13 protein-coding genes are annotated in these 22,052 nt (G+C 37.5%); 5 read left to right on the top strand and 8 right to left on the bottom strand.

Annotated features, from left to right (window positions below):
• Positions 1 to 82: 82 nt before the first annotated feature.
• Positions 83 to 1,219 (bottom strand): endo-1,4-beta-xylanase, encoded by a 1,137-nt coding sequence (locus BUL40_RS13895; RefSeq protein ID WP_080319751.1) that lies wholly within the window; start codon positions 1,217 to 1,219, stop codon positions 83 to 85.
• Positions 1,220 to 1,520: 301 nt separating this feature from the next.
• Between BUL40_RS13895 and BUL40_RS13890 the strand changes: the two genes are divergently transcribed.
• The 5 genes from BUL40_RS13890 (at position 1,521) to BUL40_RS13875 (ending at position 9,010) form a co-directional block, all read left to right on the top strand.
• Complete coding sequence (locus BUL40_RS13890) at positions 1,521 to 4,655, top strand: SusC/RagA family TonB-linked outer membrane protein (protein WP_080319746.1); 3,135 nt, start codon at positions 1,521 to 1,523, stop codon at positions 4,653 to 4,655.
• 12 nt (positions 4,656 to 4,667) lie between these two features.
• Positions 4,668 to 6,596, top strand: coding sequence for a RagB/SusD family nutrient uptake outer membrane protein (locus BUL40_RS13885; protein WP_080319745.1), 1,929 nt, complete (start codon positions 4,668 to 4,670; stop codon positions 6,594 to 6,596).
• A gap of 103 nt (positions 6,597 to 6,699) precedes the next feature.
• Positions 6,700 to 8,499 carry a carbamoyltransferase family protein gene (locus BUL40_RS13880; RefSeq protein WP_080319744.1) on the top strand — a complete coding sequence of 600 codons (1,800 nt, stop codon included), beginning with the start codon at positions 6,700 to 6,702 and terminating at the stop codon, positions 8,497 to 8,499.
• Complete coding sequence (locus BUL40_RS15870; RefSeq protein ID WP_010517015.1) at positions 8,499 to 8,648, top strand: DUF5989 family protein; 150 nt, start codon at positions 8,499 to 8,501, stop codon at positions 8,646 to 8,648. Before BUL40_RS13880 ends, BUL40_RS15870 begins: the two co-directional genes overlap by 1 nt.
• The gene (locus tag BUL40_RS13875) at positions 8,648 to 9,010 is read left to right on the top strand and encodes an SxtJ family membrane protein (protein WP_080319743.1); all 363 of its coding nucleotides are present in this window, start codon (positions 8,648 to 8,650) and stop codon (positions 9,008 to 9,010) included. The genes BUL40_RS15870 and BUL40_RS13875 overlap by 1 nt, the downstream gene beginning before the upstream one ends.
• A gap of 4 nt (positions 9,011 to 9,014) precedes the next feature.
• Here the strand turns inward: BUL40_RS13875 and BUL40_RS13870 are convergent, their stop codons facing one another.
• From BUL40_RS13870 to BUL40_RS13840, 7 genes are all read right to left on the bottom strand, one after another.
• Positions 9,015 to 10,673: an SGNH/GDSL hydrolase family protein gene (locus BUL40_RS13870; RefSeq protein ID WP_176465491.1), complete on the bottom strand. Its 1,659-nt coding sequence runs from the start codon at positions 10,671 to 10,673 to the stop codon at positions 9,015 to 9,017.
• A gap of 14 nt (positions 10,674 to 10,687) precedes the next feature.
• Positions 10,688 to 13,366, bottom strand: coding sequence for a sialate O-acetylesterase (locus BUL40_RS13865; protein WP_080319741.1), 2,679 nt, complete (start codon positions 13,364 to 13,366; stop codon positions 10,688 to 10,690).
• Between the two features lie 15 nt (positions 13,367 to 13,381).
• Positions 13,382 to 14,557, bottom strand: a complete 1,176-nt coding sequence (gene uxuA / locus BUL40_RS13860) for a mannonate dehydratase (protein ID WP_080319740.1) — start codon at positions 14,555 to 14,557, stop codon at positions 13,382 to 13,384.
• Positions 14,558 to 14,569: 12 nt separating this feature from the next.
• A complete protein-coding gene (locus BUL40_RS13855) occupies positions 14,570 to 16,738 on the bottom strand; it encodes an alpha-glucuronidase family glycosyl hydrolase (protein WP_080319739.1) in 2,169 nt (722 codons plus the stop codon).
• Between the two features lie 160 nt (positions 16,739 to 16,898).
• Entirely contained in the window at positions 16,899 to 17,930 is a 1,032-nt protein-coding gene (locus tag BUL40_RS13850; protein WP_080319738.1) for a LacI family DNA-binding transcriptional regulator, read from the bottom strand.
• A gap of 103 nt (positions 17,931 to 18,033) precedes the next feature.
• The gene (locus tag BUL40_RS13845) at positions 18,034 to 20,916 is read right to left on the bottom strand and encodes a glycosyl hydrolase 115 family protein (RefSeq protein ID WP_080319737.1); all 2,883 of its coding nucleotides are present in this window, start codon (positions 20,914 to 20,916) and stop codon (positions 18,034 to 18,036) included.
• Between the two features lie 216 nt (positions 20,917 to 21,132).
• Positions 21,133 to 21,987, bottom strand: a complete 855-nt coding sequence (locus BUL40_RS13840; protein ID WP_080319736.1) for an AraC family transcriptional regulator — start codon at positions 21,985 to 21,987, stop codon at positions 21,133 to 21,135.
• Positions 21,988 to 22,052: the final 65 nt, after the last annotated feature.

Genomic DNA, 22,052 nt, shown 5'->3' with positions numbered 1-22,052 from the left:
AAGGGCGTACCCAACTTTCTCCTTAACGGATATCCTATTAGAATCAGGTTTCATATAAATGGTAGGCTTTAATAGATTATGTTTAATTTTTGGCAGCTACTTGAATTACTTCTTTATAAGCTGGTTTCTGTTTATAATCCCTGTCAAAAAGCAAAGGATAATTGGTTCTACCTTCAATAGGCCAATTATTTAACCATGAATCGCCATCTTGTACTCCCCAAAAGGTAACACGGCCAATCTTATCCTGATGTTTTAAGAATAATTCAAAGATATCTTTATAGCGTTTGTTAAATTTAGTTACCACAGAATCTGGCATACCATTAGGATAAGGATTCATTTTAGGGTCTTGCTCAAAATTTTGATTTACGTCTGCACCTTCCAAATCCCAAGGGTTAGGTAAGACCGTAATATCCAACTCTGTGATCATTACTTTGATACCTAATTCAGAATAAGCAATAATACTCTTTTCTATTTCCTCCAAAGTAGGCGTTTCTAGTCCCCAGTGGCCTTGCATTCCAATGCCATCTACTTTACAATTATTTTCTTGTAAAAACTTTATCAATTTAATTGCACCCTCCCTTTTGCTGGGTGCACATAAATTGTAATCGTTATAATAAAGTTCTGTTTGCGGAGCGGCCTGTTTTGCCCAATTAAAGGCATCTACCAAATAGTCGTCTCCTAGTTTATTTAAAAAAAGAGAATTTCTTAAGCTACCGTCTTCATTTAAAGCTTCGTTAACCACGTCCCAACCATTAATTTTACCAGCATATCTACCGGCAACCGTAACCACATGTTTTTTTAGTGCTAGTTTTAAGCTATCCTTATCTTCTATTTCATTAAAAAAGTTAGACAGTTGGCTATGCCATACCAATGTATGCCCAACAATAAACATGTCATTGTCTTGGCCAAACTGAACATATTTGTCTGCTGCATCAAAATTATAAGTGTTTACACCTGGGTGTATGTTAACAGATTTCATTACGTTCTCTGGTGTTACGGTATTGAATTCCCTTTTTATTAATTGTGTAGCTAATGAATCATGACCATAAATCTGATGACTGTTTAATGCCGTTCCTATGGTAAACTTAGATTTAAAGGCCTCTTTAAGAGTTGGAAGTTTGTATTCCTTTTCTGTTAACTCGTGGTTTCTATCTTCTTTACAGCTAACTATAAACAATAGAGTAAGAAGTAGAATTGTTGAAGAGAATGTCTTTTTCATTATGTGCTTTAGTTTAGTAGTATTCAGTTTTAGGTGTTGGGCAGTTAATTTAATAACCTTAAAAAACATAATTCTTTATTGGAATCTTGCTAAGATAGAGTGGTTAGTCTGTTAAATACATAGAATTAAGAATCTAAGTTCGATATGTTTCGCAAAAATTTTCGTAGCATTTTTTGAAAATTAAATGCAATCGATTGCATCTGTAATTTTAATATATACATTTATCATATTGAAACTATAAAGCAGGTAAAATTGCTTAAGTCTCAACCAAACTGTTGAAATTAAACTAAATTCTTAAAACATGTCTAAAAACTTAGATTTTGATTTTTTAATCAAATGGAAGGCAAATGCCTTACGATTGTATTTATGTGTGCTTGCCTTGCTGTTTTGTAGTGTAAGTGCAATTGGGCAAACAAAGGTCTCCGTAAGCGGAACGGTTACGGACGCAGCCGGTACGCCTATTCCTGGGGTTAGTGTTATAGAGATGAACACTACCAATGGAACTACTACGGATTTTGATGGAAACTATGTTCTAGAAGTAGCACAGGGTGCTAGTTTGGAATTCCGTTATTTAGGGTTTAATCCTCAAACGATTGCGTTAAATGGAAGACGAAATTTAAACGTACAGCTAGAAGAGGATACGCAACTGCTAGATGAAGTTGTTGTTATTGGGTATGGTACCCAAAGTAAAGAGTCTGTAACTGGTTCTGTTGTCTCTTTAAAAGCAGATGAAATTAAAGAGGTACAAACTGCCAACTTTCAACAGGCATTGCAAGGGCGTGCACCCGGTGTAAACATTTCTACAACTAGTACTAGGCCTGGTGCGGCGCCAACCGTACGTATTAGGGGTACACGTTCTCTTAATGGAGATAATGATCCATTGATCGTATTGAATGGAATTCCTTTTTCGGGTGGTTTAAGTGATATCAATGTAAATGATATAGAAAGCTTAGATATTCTTAAAGATGCGTCTGCAACGGCTATCTATGGATCTAGGGGGGCAAATGGTGTCATTATCATTACTACCAAATCTGGTACAAAAGGGCAAAAAGCTAAATTTACGTACAACACTTATTATGCAACAAAAGAGGTATTTAGTAAATTTCCCATGATGAATGCTGCGCAACTTACGCAGTTACGAGCAGATGTTGCCGCCAATAATGGTGGTGTTCCAATTTATGATTTAGGAGGGGACGAAGACTTGGCAAACGATACAGACTGGCAAGATTTGCTTTACGGTACAGGCTTACAAACAACCCATGATATAAGCGTACAAGGTGGTACTGAAAAAGGGTCTTATAATGTTGGATTGGGGTACTTTAAAGAAACATCTGTATTGCCTGGAGATTCTTTTCAGCGTTACTCTTTAAGAGCACAAGTAGACCAACAAGTTGGCGAACTTTTTAGGTTTGGTATTAACTCAGTAATGAATTATAACATAACCTCTAGCATTACCGGTGTTTCATTGGCCGCTTCACCTTTATTAAGTCCCTATGACGAAAACGGAAACTTTTTGGAGTCTGTACGGCTGCAAACACAAGCAGATGATGTTTGGATACCTACAAGAAACGAAATAAGTAGAATAGGAGACGGCAGAAAAAATGAACAATTGGATTTTGGATCCTACAACAATATATATGGTGAAGTAAAAATACCATGGGTAGACGGACTTAAATATCGATTAAATGTTGGTTTAAACTTTAGGACCAGTAGAGACGGTAATTTTCAAGGAAGGGGCGTATTTAGTTATAATGAAGACAACAATTCGTCCGCTAGATACAGCACTTCCTTAACAAGGGATTATGTTATTGAAAATCAATTGTTATACGATAAAACCTTTGCGGATAAGCATCAAGTAAACTTTGTAGGATTGTTTTCTTCACAAAGAACAGATTATGATAATGCAACATTAGCGGTAAGAAATGTACCCGATGAAAATTCACTGTGGTATAACTTAGATGCTGCCTTAGCAGAGGATATTACAGATTACGGAACCGGTTATTCTTCCACCGGTTTACTTTCTTATATGGCCAGGGTGCTTTACCAGTATGACAATAGGTATTTGTTTACCGCTACCGTTCGTTCCGATGGTTCTTCAAGATTGGCTCCAGGGTATAAATGGTATACTTATCCGGCGGTTTCTCTGGGTTGGAACATAGGTAACGAATCATTTATGGAGAATGTAGGTTTTGTAGATTTACTTAAATTAAGAGTAGGTTATGGAGAAACATCCAATCAGGCAATTGCCCCATATTCTACACAGGGTAGATTGTCTACGGTAGACTATAATTTTGGAAGCACATTTGCAACAGGCTACAGTGTAACCCAATTGCCAAACCCTAATCTAGGATGGGAATTCTCAGAAACATTTAACTATGGCTTGGATTTCTCTTTGTTTGGTAGCCGTTTGTCTGGTACGGTTGAATATTATGTAACCAAAACCAATGATGTGTTATTTAATCTTGGCTTACCAGATACCTCTGGGGTGAATAACATTGCAACCAATATTGCTAAAACAGAAAATAAGGGTATTGAAATTGCACTTAACGGTACCATAATAGATAATCCAAATGGTTTGTCTTGGGAAGCAGGCGTTAACGTGTTTACCAATAGAAATAAAATTGTTTCCCTTGCATCTGGTCTTGATGAAAACGTTGGTTCTTTATTGTTTGTTGGGTCTCCTATTAACGTTATTTATGATTATAAGCGAATTGGTCTCTGGAACGAGTCTGATCCTGATTTCCAATATTTAGATCAGTATGAACCAGGAGGAAATGTAGGTATGATCAAAGTGGCATATACTGGAGAGTTCAACGAAGATGGTTCTCCTGTAAGAGCGATTAATGCAGATGATAGGGTAGTGCAAGATCCTACACCAGATTTTCAAGGCGGTTTTAACACGCGTTTCACCTATAAGAATTTTGATCTAAGTGCCGTTGGTGTTTTCCAAAGTGGTGGTATACTGGTAAGTACTTTACATTCTTCTAATGGTTATGTAAACTTACTTACAGGTAGAAGAAATAACGTGGACGTAGATTATTGGACACCTACCAATACAGATGCTAAATATCCCGCTCCAGGGGGTATCCAATCTGGTGATAATCAAAAATATGCTAGTACTTTGGGTTATTTTGATGCTTCTTTCTTAAAGGTTAGAGCACTAACCTTGGGTTATACATTGGATCAAAACTTGGTAAAGAATTTGGGTGTGCAGAATATCTATCTATATGCAACGGCCCAGAATCCATTTGTATTGTTTTCTCCGTTCACCAAAGAATCTGGTCTAGATCCAGAGACTAATTCTGGTGTGGACTCTAATGGTAACCGTCAGAACGTAGCGGTAAATACCTCACAAATTTCTAATGGTATACCAACAGTAGGAGCTAACGTTCCTACAACTAGAAATTATATGTTAGGATTAAACATCACATTTTAAAAAAGAATCAAAATGAAAAAGTTTAATAATAAAACAAAATTCTTGGCAGTGTTTGCTTCTGCATTGCTAATAGGTTCTTGTACTAAGGACATTATACAAGAAGAAACAAGGGGTGTGTTTACCCCAGAGTTTTTTGAAACAGAGTTGGGTGTAAACGGAGGTTTAACTTTTTTATACCAAAACCTTAGGGATATATATGGTCAAGCGTACTATTATAATTCCATGGAAACTGGTACGGATGAGTATACCTTTGCCCAAAGTGCCGATAACAATTTTAAAACGGCAGATTTATCTGGTGAAGGAGAAATTATGTCGGATACCTATACTACAGGTATACAGTGGGGCAATAGTTTTCCTGCTATAAATACGGCAAGTGGTATTATAGAAAACGCTTCTGCCGTCGGCTTGGATAACGCCGTTATTGCAGAGGCTCGTTTTTTTAGGGCGTTTAATTATTTTTTATTGGTGCAACAATTTGGAGGTGTACCCCTAGATTTGGGTTCTGGAGAGTTGGCATTCAATAATTCAGCTGTCAGAACATCTACCAGAAATACAGTGCCAGAAGTTTATACAATTGGTATTTTTCCAGACTTGATAACTGCGGTCAACGATTTGCCAGATTCGCCCAGACTTACTGGTACGGTTACTAAAAACGTGGCACGTTTATATTTGGCCAAAGCGTATTTAACTTATGGTTGGTGGTTAGAGAACCCAAGAAATATTCCTACTTACCCAGATACACCAAGGACAGACCCAGATGGTAGGGATGCGCAATGGTATTTTCAACAAGCCTATGATATTGCCGTTCAAGGAATAGATAACCCTGGGCCTTATTCTTTACAAGAATATTTCTATGATGTGCATTTAGCTTCTAATGACCGTCATAGCGAAATGATGTTGTATGCAGACCGTACAGAAGAGAGCGAAATATATAATGGAGCAAGCTTAGGTTGGAGCAGCACAGGAGGTAGTGCCAATACTGCTGTGTGGATGGTAACATCTAATTATACTACTATTAATGTAGATGGTGTTGCAGCAGTTCAAAGAGAGGCAGCGCAAAGTTATGGCCGCCCATGGACACGTATGGCTCCTAGCATTAATGTTTTTGAAGAAACTTTTGCCGAAAAGGAATTAGACTCTAGGTACGATGCCACTTTTGTGACCAGTTATAGAGGTAATTGGAATAAGGGTGGTGTGAGCGACCCTACGATTACAGCGGCCAATGGTATGGAGATTGCCCCCGGGGATGCGGTAATTTCGTTCTTGGATGAATATGATCCAACGGTAGATTATAGCGTTAACGGAGGAAATCTTGGTGCTGGTGAAGTGGCTGGGAGATCAGATTATGTAATCAATCTAAATGAAATTAATAGAAGATTTTATCCAGGTTTATGGAAGTTGGGTACCTACCGTACGGATCATGATACGGAAAATTCCTTAGGGCAGCCAAATGGAGCTTTAACCAGACCGTTTCCTATTGCTAAATATTCCGAATTCTATTTGGTAGCGGCAGAAGCGGCCGTTAAAGGAGCGGCCACACAGGCCGGTAAAAGTGCTAGGGATTTGGTTAACGTTTTACGTGCCCGTGCTGGTAAATGGCGTTTTGATAATGGTGAGCAAGAAGAACGTATAGAGGATAATAGTTCTGCATTAACTGCGGCAACACCAACCACTATTACCATAGAATACATTTTGGCAGAGCGTTCAAGAGAGTATTTTGGCGAAGGCGTAAGATGGTTAGATTTGGTAAGAACCCAGACTTGGGACGTGTTGGCAGCTTCCTACGAAATTGCTGGTAACGATGCCACCGATCACAGCCCTGTGGTTACCACCAGAAACATACAACCGCATCATTATTTAAGACCAATACCGCAAGGACAAATAGACGATTTGGATATGACGGAGGCTGAAAAAATTGCCTATCAGAATCCAGGATATTAAGATGCAACCTAATCTTTTAGTAGCATTAGTTTGAGTTAGTTTAGATTTTTTTGAAAGAGGCTGTTCGTGTTAACGGCCTCTTTCCTATTTTTAGTTGTAGGTAATGAAAATTCTTGGGATATCTGCTTTTTATCATGATGCTGCCGCTGCTCTTATAGAAGATGGTAAGGTTGTGTATGCAGCACAAGAAGAACGTTTTACACGTATTAAAAATGATGCATCCTTTCCAGAAAATGCTATTCGCTTTTGTTTAAAAGAAGCTTGCATTACCCTAGAGCAAATAGATTACATAGCTTTTTATGATAAACCTTTTTTAAAATTTGAACGTTTATTAGAAACCTATTATGCCTATGCGCCAAAAGGTTTTTTATCTTTTGCTAAGGCCATGCCTATTTGGCTAAAAGAGAAATTGTTTACCAAACAGCTAATCCAAAAAAGATTAAAACGACTAAATGGTGGTAAAAAGGTTAAGATGGCTATCTTATTTCCAGAACACCATCTTTCTCATGCAGCTAGTGCTTTTTACACATCGCCCTTTGCAAAAAGTGCTTTTTTAACAGTAGATGGGGTAGGAGAATGGGCCACCACAACCTTTGGTATGGCAGATGGTAGTAAGGGATTCCAAATTATGGGTGAGTTACATTTTCCACATTCCTTAGGCCTCTTTTATTCATCATTCACCTACTTTTTAGGTTTTAAAGTAAACGCTGGTGAATATAAAATGATGGGCTTGGCACCTTATGCCGTACCCAATTCTGCTAGGGTTCAGCAATTTATAGAAATTATTAAATCCCAATTGATAACAATTAAAACGGACGGATCTTTTAAATTAAACCTTTCCTATTTCAACTTTCCGGTCGGTTCTACCATGGTATTGCCTAAAAAATGGGAAGTTTTATTTGGATTTAGAAAGAGGAAAGCAGAAGATAAATTATCTCAAATACATGCAGATTTGGCCTTAGCCGCACAAAAAGTTACAGAAGAGGTTTTGGTGCTATTGATTACGCATGTAAAAAAGATAACAAAAGCCAGTAATTTGTGTTTGGCAGGTGGGGTTTTTCTTAATTGTGTAGCCAATTCGGTTTTATTTGCAAAAGGTCTTTTTTCTGATATTTATATACAGCCAGCAGCCGGTGATGCCGGCGGGGCTTTGGGAGCTGGCTTGGCTGCAGCTTATTTAAAACAACCTTTGGAATTCAAAGGAATGCCGCATCCGTATAAGGTATACTTAGGACCAAAATATTACAATCAGGAAATAGAACGTAATTTAAAAAACCGCAAATTGCCTTTTCGGTTTTATCAAGAAGAAAAAAACTTGTGTAAAGTGGTAGCTGGCTATTTGGCAGCAGATAAGGTGGTTGGTTGGTACCAAGGCAGAACAGAATTTGGACCTAGGGCTTTGGGTAATAGAAGTATCTTGGCAGCGGCTTCTAATCCAGAAATGCAAACAAACTTAAATCTAAAGATAAAGTTTAGGGAAAGCTTTAGACCTTTTGCTCCTGCCGTATGTGTAGAGGATTATACTACGTATTTTGAAGCTGGTAATCCATCGCCCTATATGCTCTTTACAAGTTCTCTTAAACCCTCTTTATGTTTTAACTTAGATAGTGGTTTTCAAGATTTGTCCTTAGAAGAAAAAAGGGCAATACCCAAATCAAAATTACCCGCTATAACCCATATAGATTATTCGGCCAGGGTGCAAGCCGTAAGTAAGGAGTTTAATGCAAGGTTTTGGCAATTAATACAAGACTATAAATTACTTACCGGGATAGGAGTAATTGTAAATACCAGTTTTAATGTAAAGGATGAGCCTATTGTTAATACACCTGAAGATGCCATTGATTGTTTTTTAAAAACCAATATGGATATTCTGGTTTTAGAAAATTACGTGATAGAAAAGTAATGGAATTTATAAAAGATTTTTTTCTTTTTTTAAAAGAACGAAAGAAGTGGTGGTTATTGCCACTGGTGTTAATTTTTGCTGTTTTGGGCTTGCTAATATTTTTGACCAATGGTACTGCTATAGGCCCCTTTATATATTCTTTATTTTAATGGAAAGAGCAAAAGCGTTAGATACCCTGCTGGTCTTGGCATTAGTACCTTTACTAATCGGTTTTTGGTATAAGATAGAATGGTTATCTCTGGTAACAATAGCTTTTTTGCTCGTTGCCCTTTTATCCCATAAAGGAACAATATTTATTGCAAAAACGTGGCTATCTTTTGGCCATTACCTAGGTATACTAATGAATTTCATGATACTTTTTTTGGTGTTTTATCTTGTACTAACACCTTTAGCTATTTTGCAAAGATTGCTAAGCAAAAACCCGATTAAAAAAGAAAATGGTCACAAAGTGAGTTTTTATGTTTTACAGCAAAGGTGTATTGAAGAAAAAGATATAGAACGGCCTTGGTAATGGTTTAATCGGGCTTCATAGCCTTTAATTTTGTTTTTTTGTTTGCGTAGTAGTTTGCGGTTAAGGTATCGCTTAATCTTAGGCAAGTTTCTTCTGCCATTTTATGCACTCGCCATTGTTCTGGATATTCAAATAATAATGTTTCTACAACGGTTAGGGCATTTTTAAAATCACCTTTCTTTGTGTAAAAATGATAGGCTTGGCGCATGGCGTCTTCCCATTTTTGCTTTCCTTGGTGTATGTTCCAAGCCATACGCTCTTCAAAACTGGTAGGACTATAAAGAATTGAATTGTTTGCATCTGGTTTGGGAGTGTTCAAAGTAAATGGCCATTGTTGCTGCAACTCTTTTAGAATTATAGTTCCACGTATACTGTCAATTTTAGTGGTGGGTAAATTGCTAAAAGCTTGTGGGTAGTTTATTTTATTTTTCCAATCTCCAATTAAACGTAGTTCTTCTAGCTTGGTATAAAAAGCATCTGCCATTAAAAAATAGCCTTCTACATTTGGGTGTACATGTTCAGTTAAAAGCGATTTTCCAACCATTTTGCTTGGAGATTTAGACTCAAATAGGGCTTTAATATCTACTAAAGGAATGTTTTCTTCTTTGGAAAATTGCCTAATTATGGTATTAATAGCATCTGGGGCCCTAAAACGTAATAAATCTAATTCTTTGGCTTGATGGAAATAATGCTTGGCAGTATCTAATTGGTTTTTTTTGAAAAAATAATGTCCTAATACATATGATGCCATTGCATTATGCTGGGCTTTAGTTTTAGCAGTTGATAAATCTTTTTCGCAGAGTTTTTTGTAGTACTCAATGTTTAAGGCAGGGCTAATAAAAGGAGCAGTGTCTTTTTCATTGCTTACCAAGGTGCTTAAAATAACGGGTATGTTATGCTTTTTGTAGTAAGAAAGTATCCGGCCAAGATTTTGCTCATATTGTTGTAACCCGGCTAGGTAGGCTTTAGAACCAAGTGGTATTTGCTGTTCTTTGGCCAACACTTCCATAAGCGTGGTTTCTTTTACTGTTTTTAAGTTGTTTTGATCACGTTGGGTAATCTTTTGAAATGTATTCTCGAACAGTTGAAAAAACTTGAAATTTTTCAGTTTTAAGTAGGATCTGATTAAAAATGGGTGGTTACCTACAGAAGCCGAAGAACCAACCCCTAAAGCACCATAATATTCGTTATGGCCCGCATAAATCAAAACAAGATCTGGCTTTTGCGCAATAATTTCTGGGGTTATGTCCCACAAGGTATAGGAGTTTACCGCAGTAATTCCAGTATTAATAACCTCAATATTTTTCTCTGGGAAGGTTTTTTCTAAACGTTGCTTTAATAATCTAGGAAACGATGCGCCACGGTAAAACGGAAACCCTACGGTGGTAGATGCGCCTTGTACAAAAATTCTAAATGTGCTATCGGTTTTTTGGCTTAGAAATAAGTCTGATTGGTTGTCAGAATTAAACCCTGTGTTCTTAAAGTACTTTTTAGAAATATGTGAATTTAAGGTAAGGTACTCTATACCGTTATCTCCTTTTGTTTTATTAAAAAGGTTATAGGTTTCGCCGTACCCAATTATACGTAAAACTATTTCCAAAAGCACTATTAGTACTAAAGGTAATAGTACGGAAATAATTTTAAATACGGCAGTTTTCTTCACCTTGGATATCGCTATTAATTTGTAGTAGTGGCCTCTTTAATATTGTGTATAACATCTATCATAGGAGCAGTCCAAACCTCGGTTTCGTTAGCTTTTAGGTATTCTAATAGTTTACGGTGGGCGGGTAAAGAAACGTCCATAGCATGTTCACCGCCAACACCATGGAAAAGAAATATTAACAAAGCTTTCTTTTCTATGGCTTGTTTAACCAAGGTAATCAATTCCTCACCCGTTTCACCAACTATTGGGTAACTATCCAAATTGTAAAGGTCTATTTCATTTATGGTATGCATTTGAGGGCGTACAGCTCGTGCACCAATTACATCATCCTTTAGATATTCAATGAAGGTATTTTCACCGTTTACGGTAAAATCTCCGCAGGTATAGGCAAACGTCCGCTTCTTCTTATTATCTAATGCTTCTAGTAGGGTGTTATTGATTTTTATTTCATCTACCATACGCTCTACGGTATAGGTAGCCATATCATAATTTTTATTAACCCAGGGCCTATCTTCTTTTCCTATACAAGGGTGATAGATGGTATGATTACCCAGTTCATGACCATTCTGGACAATTTGCTTCCATTCTTTTAGTCTATTTCTAAATGCATCTGAAAAGGTAGAAACATAAAAGGTTCCTTTTAGGCCAAGTGAATCCAGTACGGGAACCGCGTGGTCTAAATGAACGTTCAATGCATCGTCATAGGTAAGCACAACCGCCGCTTTTTTACCTTGCCATGGTATTTTGTTCAATTCTATAGGATTATAATTTTGAAAAGGAGATGCTGGCAAGCCTTCTTTGTTGTACAAATTGGCTCCTTGCGGATTATCTGCCCATGCATACCGTACATATCTTGGATGTTCAATTTGTTCATGGCTAACCACAACGGTGTTGTTGACAATTTTTGCATCTGCCCATATAAACTCTTGGTCTTCTCCAGCAATCTCAAATCGATGTAAGGGTTTATCATCTATGGCAACCAAACCGCTACCTATTTGATCAAACGAAATAACGATGCTGTTCCCTACTACTTTTGTAGCACTAAATAAAGGTCCAGAGTATACTATGTCTTCCCCATAGCCTAATTTTAAGGCGCCCAGGGCTAAACGCTCACCTACATCTTTCTTGTTCAGGGGGTGAATATCGTTCCACTCTCCCAAATCAATGGCAACGGCCATCGCCGTTTTGGGTTCTGTTAGTGCTGTAAATTGTTCAAAACGTAAAGCGGCCCAGTTACTTTCTGTGGGTAAATAATCTACGTCTTGGTAATTGGCCAATTGTACAAATAGAAAAGGTGCCTCTGGAGCATTAAATTGATTGCGCATGTCTTTGATCAACGCCTTAAGATAAGTTCCGTATCCTGTTGGGTTGCCCGAGTTGGATTCTCCCTGATACCATAAAAAACCCTTAACATTCAATGCTGTAATTGGCGCAAGCATAGCATTGTATAAACTTGTGGGTTGGTTCTGAGCCCAAAAAGAATTGTAGGTAGCCGGTTTGTAGCCCTTAGGGTTTGGCGCAAAAACTTCACCTACTTTATACCTCCATTCCCCTTTTAAATCTATGCTAACCCCATTAGCGGTAAGTTCATAATTTTTATCGGGAACAAAACCTCCTTTGCCATTATAATTGGTAACCCTTATTACAATGGTATTACTTCCTTTTTTTAATACGCCTTTTGGAACGGTATACCTTCTTGGTGGGTATTGATAGGTTATGTTTCCTATTTTGGTGCCATTTACATAAACCTCGTCTGCATCTACAATACGGCCCATGAAAAATTTAACGTCAGTTTCTAACAAAGCCTCTGGTACGGTAATTTCTTTTCTAAACCAGACAACACCATCAAGATTTCTTATTCCTTGGTCTTCCCAATAGCCTGGTATATAGAAATTATACCAATCTGTTGTAGATGCCGCTGGATTATACCATTTTGGGTTTTCCAGCAGGCCCATATCTTTTAATTTTTGTTCAGTTTTGGTGCTTGGTGGCACCGTAAATTGGTTGGTATAACTGGTGTCTTTATTTTGCGAAATAGTATTTAGGTCTTCTGGAAATGTTTTGAATCCATCCTCGCTAATCCATGATTGTATGGGCGTGCCTCCTACACTTGCATTGATAATGCCGATTGGCACCTTGTATTTTTCATAAATTTTCTTTGCAAAAAAATACGAAACAGCTCCCATGGACATAATATCTCCTTCAACTGCAGGTTTCCATTGGCTTTTTGGCAAATCTTTCTCTGGTGAAATTAGATTGGTTGTCGTGGGGATAAAGAAATTTCTAATTTCATCATAAGAAGCATTGGAAACCTCTATGGGGTAACGCTCTTTTACCCGCTCCATAGGCGTTACCATATTAGATTGTCCAGAACAAACCCAAACATCGCCAAATAGAATATTTTTGAGTTCTATTTTATTTTTTCCGGTGAAGGTTATCTTGTACGGACCTCCTGCGGTTTGGGCTGGCAAAGTAATACTCCAGTCCCCAAGTTTATTAGCTGTAACTTTATAGGCCTTACCTTTGAACTTACAGGTTATTTGTTCGTTTGGTGATGCCCATCCCCATAAGGTGGTTTCAGTATTGCGTTGCAAAACCATGCCATCACTGATCAATTGTGGAAGTTTTATTTGTGCCACTAAATTGGTGGTTACCATAAATAAACCCCAGAACAATAACTTTATAAGCTTCATGGTACTTTTTTAAGTTTATTTAGTACTGTTTAATTTGTAGGCAATTCCCATTTCTAGCCCCCTTAATTCGGCAAGGCCTTTTAAGCGCCCAATCAAAGAATAACCGGGATATAATTCCGTTCCTTCAAAATTGTGCAAGAAACCATGGTCTGGGCGCATTGGTAAACGTATATCTCGTTTTTGCATTAAAAGCAATAATTCTTCCATAATTGCCTCCATGGGATTGTCACCATTTAGATGTTCAGATTCTCTAAATCGCCTGTATGCCTCATGTTTTACATTTCTCAAGTGTAAAAAATGTATGCGTTCACCATGATTTTTGATTATGCGTACCAAATCATTTTCAGGTTGCCCGCCTAATGAGCCAGTACAATAGCAAAGTCCATTTGCTTGTATGGGTACTGCAGTTAGTATTTTTTCAATATCCGCTTCCGTACAAACAATTCTAGGTAAACCCATTACAGAAAAAGGTGGGTCATCTGGGTGTATGGCCAATTGTACATCTAAATTTTCAGCAAGGGGAGCTATTTCGGATAAGAAATAGATGAGGTGCTCACGTAGTGCATTATCATCTATACCTTTGTATTCTTCTAATAAGTGCAGAATTTGTTCTGCCGTAAAATTTTCTTGGCTTCCCGGTAGGCCAAGCAGTACATTTTGAAATAGCTTTTCTTTTTCGGCTTTTGAAAGCGTTGCGCCAAAGGTTTTTGCTTCGGCTATTTTTTGGGGTGCATAACTTTGTTCCGCCCCAGGTCTTTTAAGTAAGCATACATCAAAAAAGATGAAAGCGGTTTCGTCATACATCAGGGCTTTAGAACCATCTGGATTTTTAAACGCATGTTCTGTACGTACCCAATCTAAAATGGGCATAAAATTATAGGTAACTACTTTAAGTCCACATTCTGAAAGGTTAATCAAGCTTTGCTTGTAATTTTCTATGTATGCCTTGTAGTTGCCCTTTTTTCGTTTTATGTCTTCATGTACTGGCAGGCTTTCTACAACGGACCATTCCATGCCTTCTGCGCGAATCATTTCTTGACGCTTTTTTATTTCGCTTATTTCCCAAATAGCCCCAACGGGAATTTGGTGCAGGGCCGTTACTATACCTTTAACTCCGGCTTGATGTATGTCTGCCAATTTTATTTTATCATGCGGCCCGTACCAGCGCATGGTCTGTTGCATTCTGTTCATTTATTTAATTATTTAGTGCCAATTAGGTTTTATACCGGGAGCAAAAGGAAACTTTAATGATTGGTAATAAGAAAGGTCATGAGTTGGTTTTTCCATTTCCATAGGATAGTCCATCTTAGAGAAAGTTTTAAAATAACTCATACAAGCATCTTTCCACCAGATGGCTTCTTTTAATTGTATGTTAAGGCGCATGGTAACTTCTTTATGCTGTTTGCTATTAACATAGGGTTTCATTGCTTCCCAAGTCTTAATCATACCTTTGACTTCATCTACCCCTTGCTGGTATTTAATACCAAGATTGTCCCAAAGCGTTCTGCCATTTTTTAATTTGTATTCCCATGGAACATGGTGAAACCATAGTAAATAAGCTTCTGGACAGGTTTCTATATTACCAAATTTTTTAGCCAATTCCGGCGCATATTGATCTACCGCATTGCTGCCTGTAAAAGAACGGTCAAAACCAATACCCTGATCATCTGCTTTATGGTAATATACAGGGTTCCACTCTGGTCTAGAAAGATTGGAAACCCATGGCCCGGGCCCGTAGTGATGACCCGTATCAAAAATGTGATGTAACCCTAAGGGATTCATGTAGTTTACAACTGTTTCTCGGGAGTTTAGAAGTAATTTTTTTATAGGTTCTACAAACTCTTTGTTGGTGGTAAACGTTAATTGTAGCCATTCTTCTGCTATGGTGGCCGATTCTAGATTTGGATTCCAGGCAAGACGACCAAACCCGTACAAATCTGCTTGTCCAAATAAGTGCCCCGTCCAATTAAAATCGGTGCCAATATTGGCAACACCCGCCATTCCGGTAATTTTTTTGTTGTGCAAAGAACCATCAATAACCTTGGCAACCGTAGAGCCCTCTCCCTTTTGGTATGTATCGGATTGCAATACTTCTTCAAATAACTTGGGTAAAAAAACCAAGTGGGTTGCAAACCCAAGATATTCCTTGGTTATTTGAAACTCCATCATCAATGGTGTTTTAGGCATTGCGCCAAACATAGGATGAAAGGGTTCTCTTGGTTGAAAATCTATAGCTCCATTTTTTACTTGAATCAACACATTGTCCAAATAATTGCCATCATCAGGAATAAATTCACTATACGCCTGTTTAGCCCTGTCTGTAGGATCGTGTTCTGAATATACAAAGGCGCGCCACATGACCACGCCATTATGTGGTTTTAGAATGGACGCCATCATGTTGGCGCCGTCTAAATGGGTGCGGCCGTAATTCTGTGGCCCAGGTTGGCCTTCGGAATTTGCCTTGACCAAAAAACCACCAAAATCAGGTATTAGCTTATAAATTTCAGCCGTTTTTGTTTTCCACCAGTTTATGACCTTAGGATCTAACGGGTCTGCTGTATCTAAGCCTCCTATTTCTATTGGAGCAGAAAACCTAGCCGTGAGATAAACTTTAATTCCATATGGCCTAAACACTTCTGCCAAGGCCTTTACTTTATCTAGGTATAGAGGTGTTAAAATTAGGGCATTAGAATTTACATTGGTTAATACCGTACCGTTTATGCCAATAGAGGCGTTGGCACGCGCATAATCTATATAGCGTTGATCTATAAAATCCGGTAAGGTGTGCCAATTCCAGATTGAAAAACCCGCGTAACCACGCTCTACGGAACGATCAAGGTTGTCCCAGTGGTTCAGTACTCTTAAATCTACTTGGGGGTTGTCTACTATTTCAAGGTTTTTGATGTTTTTTTGCTGCTGTAATTGTCTGATAAAATGAAAGGTACCGTATAGTAATCCACTATTTGTTTTTGCAATGATAAGGGTATGCATTTTATCTGATAGGGTTACCGCCTTAATCATAAAACCATCCTTTTCCAGTTTAGTCGTGTTTATGCTCTTTTTTAAGTCCTCAGGTAAGTTTTCTGGTTTGCTTATTACAAGAGCGTTAATGTTAGAATCAAAGGTAGATGGTTCAAAAGCTACGCCCAATAAACCTTTTAGGGCTAGAGAAAGTTCTTTTTTTATTATTGCCGTGGTTTCATCCGCATCTTGAACCACAATACTTTTTAAGTGATCACGGTACTCTTTTGCAATTGTTTGGTTTTCAATTTTATCATATTTAAGCCAAAGATCGTATCCGTTGTCTTGTGAAAAATTCCAGGAGAAGATTAAGATGGAAAGTATTAAAGTAAGATATAATTTAGGTTTCAATTTGGATTAATTTAAAGGTTTAGTATTCGGCCCGTAAAAAGTTATATAGAAAGTGTGTGTTTAAAGATAATCGTTGTTGAATCTAGTTTTGCAACCGATTGCATTTTTCAAATATTTTTATTCTAAGCTGATTTGTAATTGATTAAAAGTTTAAAAAATTTTAGTTAATTGGTCTTGTAGAAGCTCTGGCAATAACTTCAGTATTCAAAACCGAGACTTCCGTTAGTAAATCGTCTTGTTCCTTTTGTTCATGTTCCAAAATACGCTTTGCGGATATTTTACCCATTTTTAATGCAGGATGCGAGATGGTAGACAAAGCTGGTTCTACTATTTTTGAAATGGGGTCGTCATTAAAACCAATTATAGCTAAATCTTCCGGCACGGAAAATCCCATTTTTTTAGCGCATAAAATAGCACTCACAGCAGCAGTATCGTTGGCAGAAAAGATAGCATCTGGTGGTTGTTCCATCTTCAATAACTTTTTGGTTGCTTTCTCTCCCTCTTCAAAGCTTAACGTTTTAAAAGGTATTATTAGGCTTTCGTCAATAGGTAGGTTATGTTCTTTAAGTGCATCAACATAACCTTTTTTACGATCTTCATAAACGTTCCTGTGTTGCGATCCAGCAAAATGGGCAATACGTTTGCACCCACCTTGTATTAAATGTTTAGTGGCTTTATAACCTGCGGTATAATTATCTATAATTACTTTATAAGAATTATAGGTTTTAGGTACCCGGTCTACAAAAACAATAGGAATTCCTTGGTCTGTAAATTGTTTAAAATGGTCGTACAGCTCTGTTTGCATGGCCAATGATACAATTAGGCCACTTACCCTACTATCGTATAAAGTGCGTGCATTGGCAATTTCAATTTCGGCCTCATCATACGATTGAGAAATCAAAACATTATACCCCGCTTTTCTAGCGGATTCTTCTATTCCACTAATTAAAGTAGATACAAATGGTCTATTTAAATGCGGTACCAGAATGCCTATGGTCTTGCTTTTATTATTACGTAGGCCAGCTGCAAGATTGTTAGGTCTATAACCAACTTTTTCAGCAGTTTCTTTAACCAGTTTAATGGTTTTTTTGCTAATGCTTTTATGATTGTTAAGCGCTCTAGAAATGGTAGAGGGCGAATAATTTAGCGTTTTAGCTAAATCATAAATAGTAACTTCTTTTTTTACTTCCATTGCTTGTAACTACGATTTCTATAAAAAATCAGAAACCATCTATTAAAAAAAATTCAAGATAAACAAAACCTAGCATTTAAATTTATTAGGGGTCTGCGACATGCTATTTGATCAATTTGCTTTGTTCTGGCCCCAAATAACTTGTTCTTAAACCACCGGCATCTATCACAAATTTTTGAATTACCACTCCAGGATCTACCACCCATATTTTTAAGGTGTGTTTTCCTTTTTTTAGTTTTCCATGTTTAGAAACACTTTTCTTAATATGGTCTCCCACAGATTCCATCCACCATTTTGCATATTCCCAATCGGGTTTTTCTTCCCCTTTGTTTATATTTATGAGTTGTGGTTGCGCATCGTCAATAGCTATGGCAAACTTAAGGCCATCTTGTTTTTTAAAGTCTTGGTTAGGAGAAAGGTAGGCTTCTACTGTAATTTCATTTTCTTGAAATATAGTAAAATCGTAACTCACCATAGCTCCATTACTAATGGGTTCTTGCGTATCTATATCCATTGGAAATGGTACAATAGCGCTATCGGTTCTGCCAAGGTTAGGTACAATCTTCCATTGGACACCTTTATTTGATTGACTGTGGGTATAATTAGCGGCATTAATGCTAACCACGCCGTTGTTTTCTATAAAACCGTGTCCGTTTTCTAAGTACCTTATTGGAATTTTTATGGAATAGGAATGCGTTCCGTTGGTTAATTCAACTTCTCCTATTGTGTTGGTTTTTGGGGCTTTGCTCCAATCTATACTTACCCAAACTTTTTCTGAATAGGTAGTTTTGCCTCTGGTTTTGGAAAGTTGTATCCAATCTTCTTTAGCATTTAATTGGTATGCTAATTCTCCTTGACCTTTATTAACTATTTCTATATAATATTCTTGCAGGTTTATATTATCAAATAATGGTAGCGAATTACTAAAAGCCCAGTCGCCTTCAACATCTAACCAACCCCATTTGGGTGTGTCTCCGTATTCTAATAAATATCCAAGGCCTGGTTTTTCTGGTGCATGTACGTAGGATATTGCAGGCATTTTGTCTAACGGCGGATGACTCCATGAGGTATAACCAATATGTGTTTGAGACATCATATGGTTCCATTTGCCATTTAACAAATCTTCATGATAGGCTCTGGTTAGTTCTTTATCCTGGTTAAACAAGGCTCTTACCTTATCGGCATAAAAATTTGCAGCGGTAATACCTTTTTCTGCATAATAGTTGTTTTTGGCTGCCGCAACGTACATTTCGTTCAAGTTAGCGCTAAGCGCAATAGGGGAATGCACCAATTGATAAAATGCAGCTTTGTAAGATTCTGGTAAGCTTTTATAAATTGTATTGCTTTCTTTTAAAAGTTGATTATAACTTGTTACAACACGATCGGCCTCACCATAGTTTTCTAAGCTGTAGGTATCTGGTTTAAGCATTTCTGGGGTACGCCTTGCATTGTATTTGGTATAAGTGGCTAATAAACCACCAATTTTTTCGGCATATTTTTCTCCAAATTGCTGTTGCGCCCACTTTGTGTAATAGGGAGGTAGGTCTTCTGCCTTAAAAGAAGCAGCGTTCCATGCCATATCCATGTAAAAACTAATTGGAAGTTCCATGGGTTTAATATCGCCCACGTTAACCAACCACAAATCGCGAACGCCCCAGTCATAGCTAAGTTTCATCTGTTCCCAAGTACGTTCTATCTGGGTTACGTTTAGCCACCTGTACGAAACAGGTGCGCCTACATAATCAAAATGATAATAGAGGCCAAACCCTCCCTTATAATCCCTGTCTTCTTTTTTTGGAAGTATCCGTACGTTGCCCCAATTATCGTCACAGAAAAGAATCATGATATCATCAGGTACTCGCATGCCTTTATCATAATAATCCTGTACCTCTTTATAAATGGCCCAGACTTGAGGTGTTTCATTAGCAGGTTTTTGGGTAACTTCTTCAATTATTTTTCGTTGTTCATTAATTATTGTCTTCATCAGGTCAACGGCGGTTTCTGCGCTCATGGCTTCGTCTCCATCACCGCGCATGCCAACGGTAACTACGCTTTCATGGTTTCCCATGCGTTCAATTCCCCCACGCCAAAAACTATTTAAATTATCCTTATTGGTTTCATAATTCCAAGACCCTTTACCGTATTTATACCATTCTGCATGGGCTCGCATCATAGGCTCATGGTGACTGGTAGAAATTACCACGCCGTATTCATCTGCAAGCGCTGCGTTTTTGGCGTCATCATCCGCAAAAGCACTTGGAACCCACATAGCAGGCCATAGGTAATTGCCTTTGTTTCTAAGAATCAATTCAAAAACTTTATCGTAAAATTTATGATTAAAACCTCCAAAGGTATCTAAAGCCCAGTTGCGTAAGGCCGGGGCTTCGTCATTGATAAAAATACCCCTGTATTTCACATCTGGTTCTCCCTGGGTGTGCAATCCTTTTATAATGTGAAGTTCTCTATGCTTTTTCACTGGCACATCTGCCCAGTAATACCAAGGGCTAACACCAATTTGGGTGGCAAGGTCGTACAGTCCAAAAATAGTTCCACGTTTATCGCTACCTACAATTACTAAAGCCTTTTTAACATTTGGAAATGGATTTTTAACCGTGGTGATGATAAATTTTTCCCATTTTCCTTCCAAATCCGAAGCATTTAATTTCCCCGCTTGTACCAACTGGTCAATTAATGGACTTTTACCAAATGTACCAATAATAACTATTTCCTTGTCGTTAGTTTGGTCTTGCTGTAGCACAGGTTTTGTACCTGTTACTTTCTCAATATCTGTTTGTAGTTGTGCTGCTACTTTAAGTACACCTTTAAAATCTTGGCTGCTAACCAAAAGATTGGCAACTTTTCCCTTAGAAGCTAATGCAAAATGCTTGGTAGATGGTTTATGGGCAACATAGGAAATAGTATCTAAAGCCAACAGTTTGGTAGCTGTGGTTAATAGGAAAAATAGAAGAAACTTTTTTAGTTGCATAGGGGCAGATCATCAATTTTGCAAAACAGTAATCCGTTAAAACCAGCTCTACCGCGTTCTCTCGGATTTTGCTTTTAGTTGTTGAATGTGAAATAATTAGAGGTTATTGAAACGAATATAAAAATAAATAACACAATCGATTGCGTAAATGATAATATTAGAACGAAAATTTTATTATAATTTTCGCTGCACATGGAATTTTTGTCAAATAAGGCATCAATAAGAACTCTTGAAAGAAGTTCTAAATTGGGTTGGCGTACAGCCTTTTAGGAGCTTAAATTTTCTGTTGAAATTGGCGACATTGGTAAAACCGCATTGTTCTGCTATAAAGGAAACTGGTTGTTCTGGATTATTTGCTAGTATTTTACAAGCTTTATCTATTCTTATTTCTATTAAAAACTGGATAAAAGTCTTGTTAGTCCGTTTTTTAAAATACCTACAAAAAGCGTTTTTACTCATGTTGGCAAGGTTGGCTATCGTATCTAACATTATTGGATTGTGATAATTGCTCATAGCATAATCAAAAACACGGTTCATGCGTTTCCCCTCATTTTCAGAATAATTTTTTGGATATACAAAAGAGGAAAGTGGCTTGGTATCACTTTGGGCAATTAAACTTATTACTAGTAACAAGGTAGCTAAGCGCTCAACCGTATTTTGGCTGCCTAGGTTAGTAACATATTCTTTGATGCTGGTAGTTTGGTTTACTACCTGCATGCCAAAGATGGTCTTATCAAAAAAGGTTTTGGCCGGTGTTAAGTCTGGAAGGGAAAAAAAAGTTTCTCCAAAGGCGTTTTTGTCGAAGAATAGGGTGTGCATTTCTGAAAGTTCTTTGGTAGAGGTATCGCTTTTAAATGCATGGGGCAAATAACTTCCAATTACAAATACATCACCATTCTTAAAATGGCTTAGGGTATCACCTACCAAAAGCATTCCACTACCTTCTTTAATATAACTTATTTGTATTTCGGCATGTTGGTGTAGTTGGTCGTAGAACACCTGTTCTTTATCTACTTGATAAATAACGGCCTCATTCTGTGGCTTGGGTATTTTAAAAGGTAATACTTTCAAAGCATACTATGTTTAAATTAAATTACTCGTAATTTAATTTTAATTGTTGATAAAGGGTAATATAG

Source organism: Croceivirga radicis (genome assembly GCF_002072105.2).
GTDB classification, from domain to species: Bacteria; Bacteroidota; Bacteroidia; order Flavobacteriales; family Flavobacteriaceae; genus Croceivirga; species Croceivirga radicis.
Note: the sequence above shows the minus strand (reverse complement) of the source record. Positions and strands in the feature narration are given on the sequence as shown.

Coding starts and splice junctions, on each gene's coding strand:
- BUL40_RS13895 (WP_080319751.1), bottom strand. CDS start 1,219: ATGAAAAAGACATTCTCTTCAACAATTCTACTTCTTACTCTATTGTTT.
- BUL40_RS13890 (WP_080319746.1), top strand. CDS start 1,521: ATGTCTAAAAACTTAGATTTTGATTTTTTAATCAAATGGAAGGCAAAT.
- BUL40_RS13885 (WP_080319745.1), top strand. CDS start 4,668: ATGAAAAAGTTTAATAATAAAACAAAATTCTTGGCAGTGTTTGCTTCT.
- BUL40_RS13880 (WP_080319744.1), top strand. CDS start 6,700: ATGAAAATTCTTGGGATATCTGCTTTTTATCATGATGCTGCCGCTGCT.
- BUL40_RS15870 (WP_010517015.1), top strand. CDS start 8,499: ATGGAATTTATAAAAGATTTTTTTCTTTTTTTAAAAGAACGAAAGAAG.
- BUL40_RS13875 (WP_080319743.1), top strand. CDS start 8,648: ATGGAAAGAGCAAAAGCGTTAGATACCCTGCTGGTCTTGGCATTAGTA.
- BUL40_RS13865 (WP_080319741.1), bottom strand. CDS start 13,366: ATGAAGCTTATAAAGTTATTGTTCTGGGGTTTATTTATGGTAACCACC.
- uxuA (WP_080319740.1), bottom strand. CDS start 14,557: ATGAACAGAATGCAACAGACCATGCGCTGGTACGGGCCGCATGATAAA.
- BUL40_RS13850 (WP_080319738.1), bottom strand. CDS start 17,930: ATGGAAGTAAAAAAAGAAGTTACTATTTATGATTTAGCTAAAACGCTA.
- BUL40_RS13845 (WP_080319737.1), bottom strand. CDS start 20,916: ATGCAACTAAAAAAGTTTCTTCTATTTTTCCTATTAACCACAGCTACC.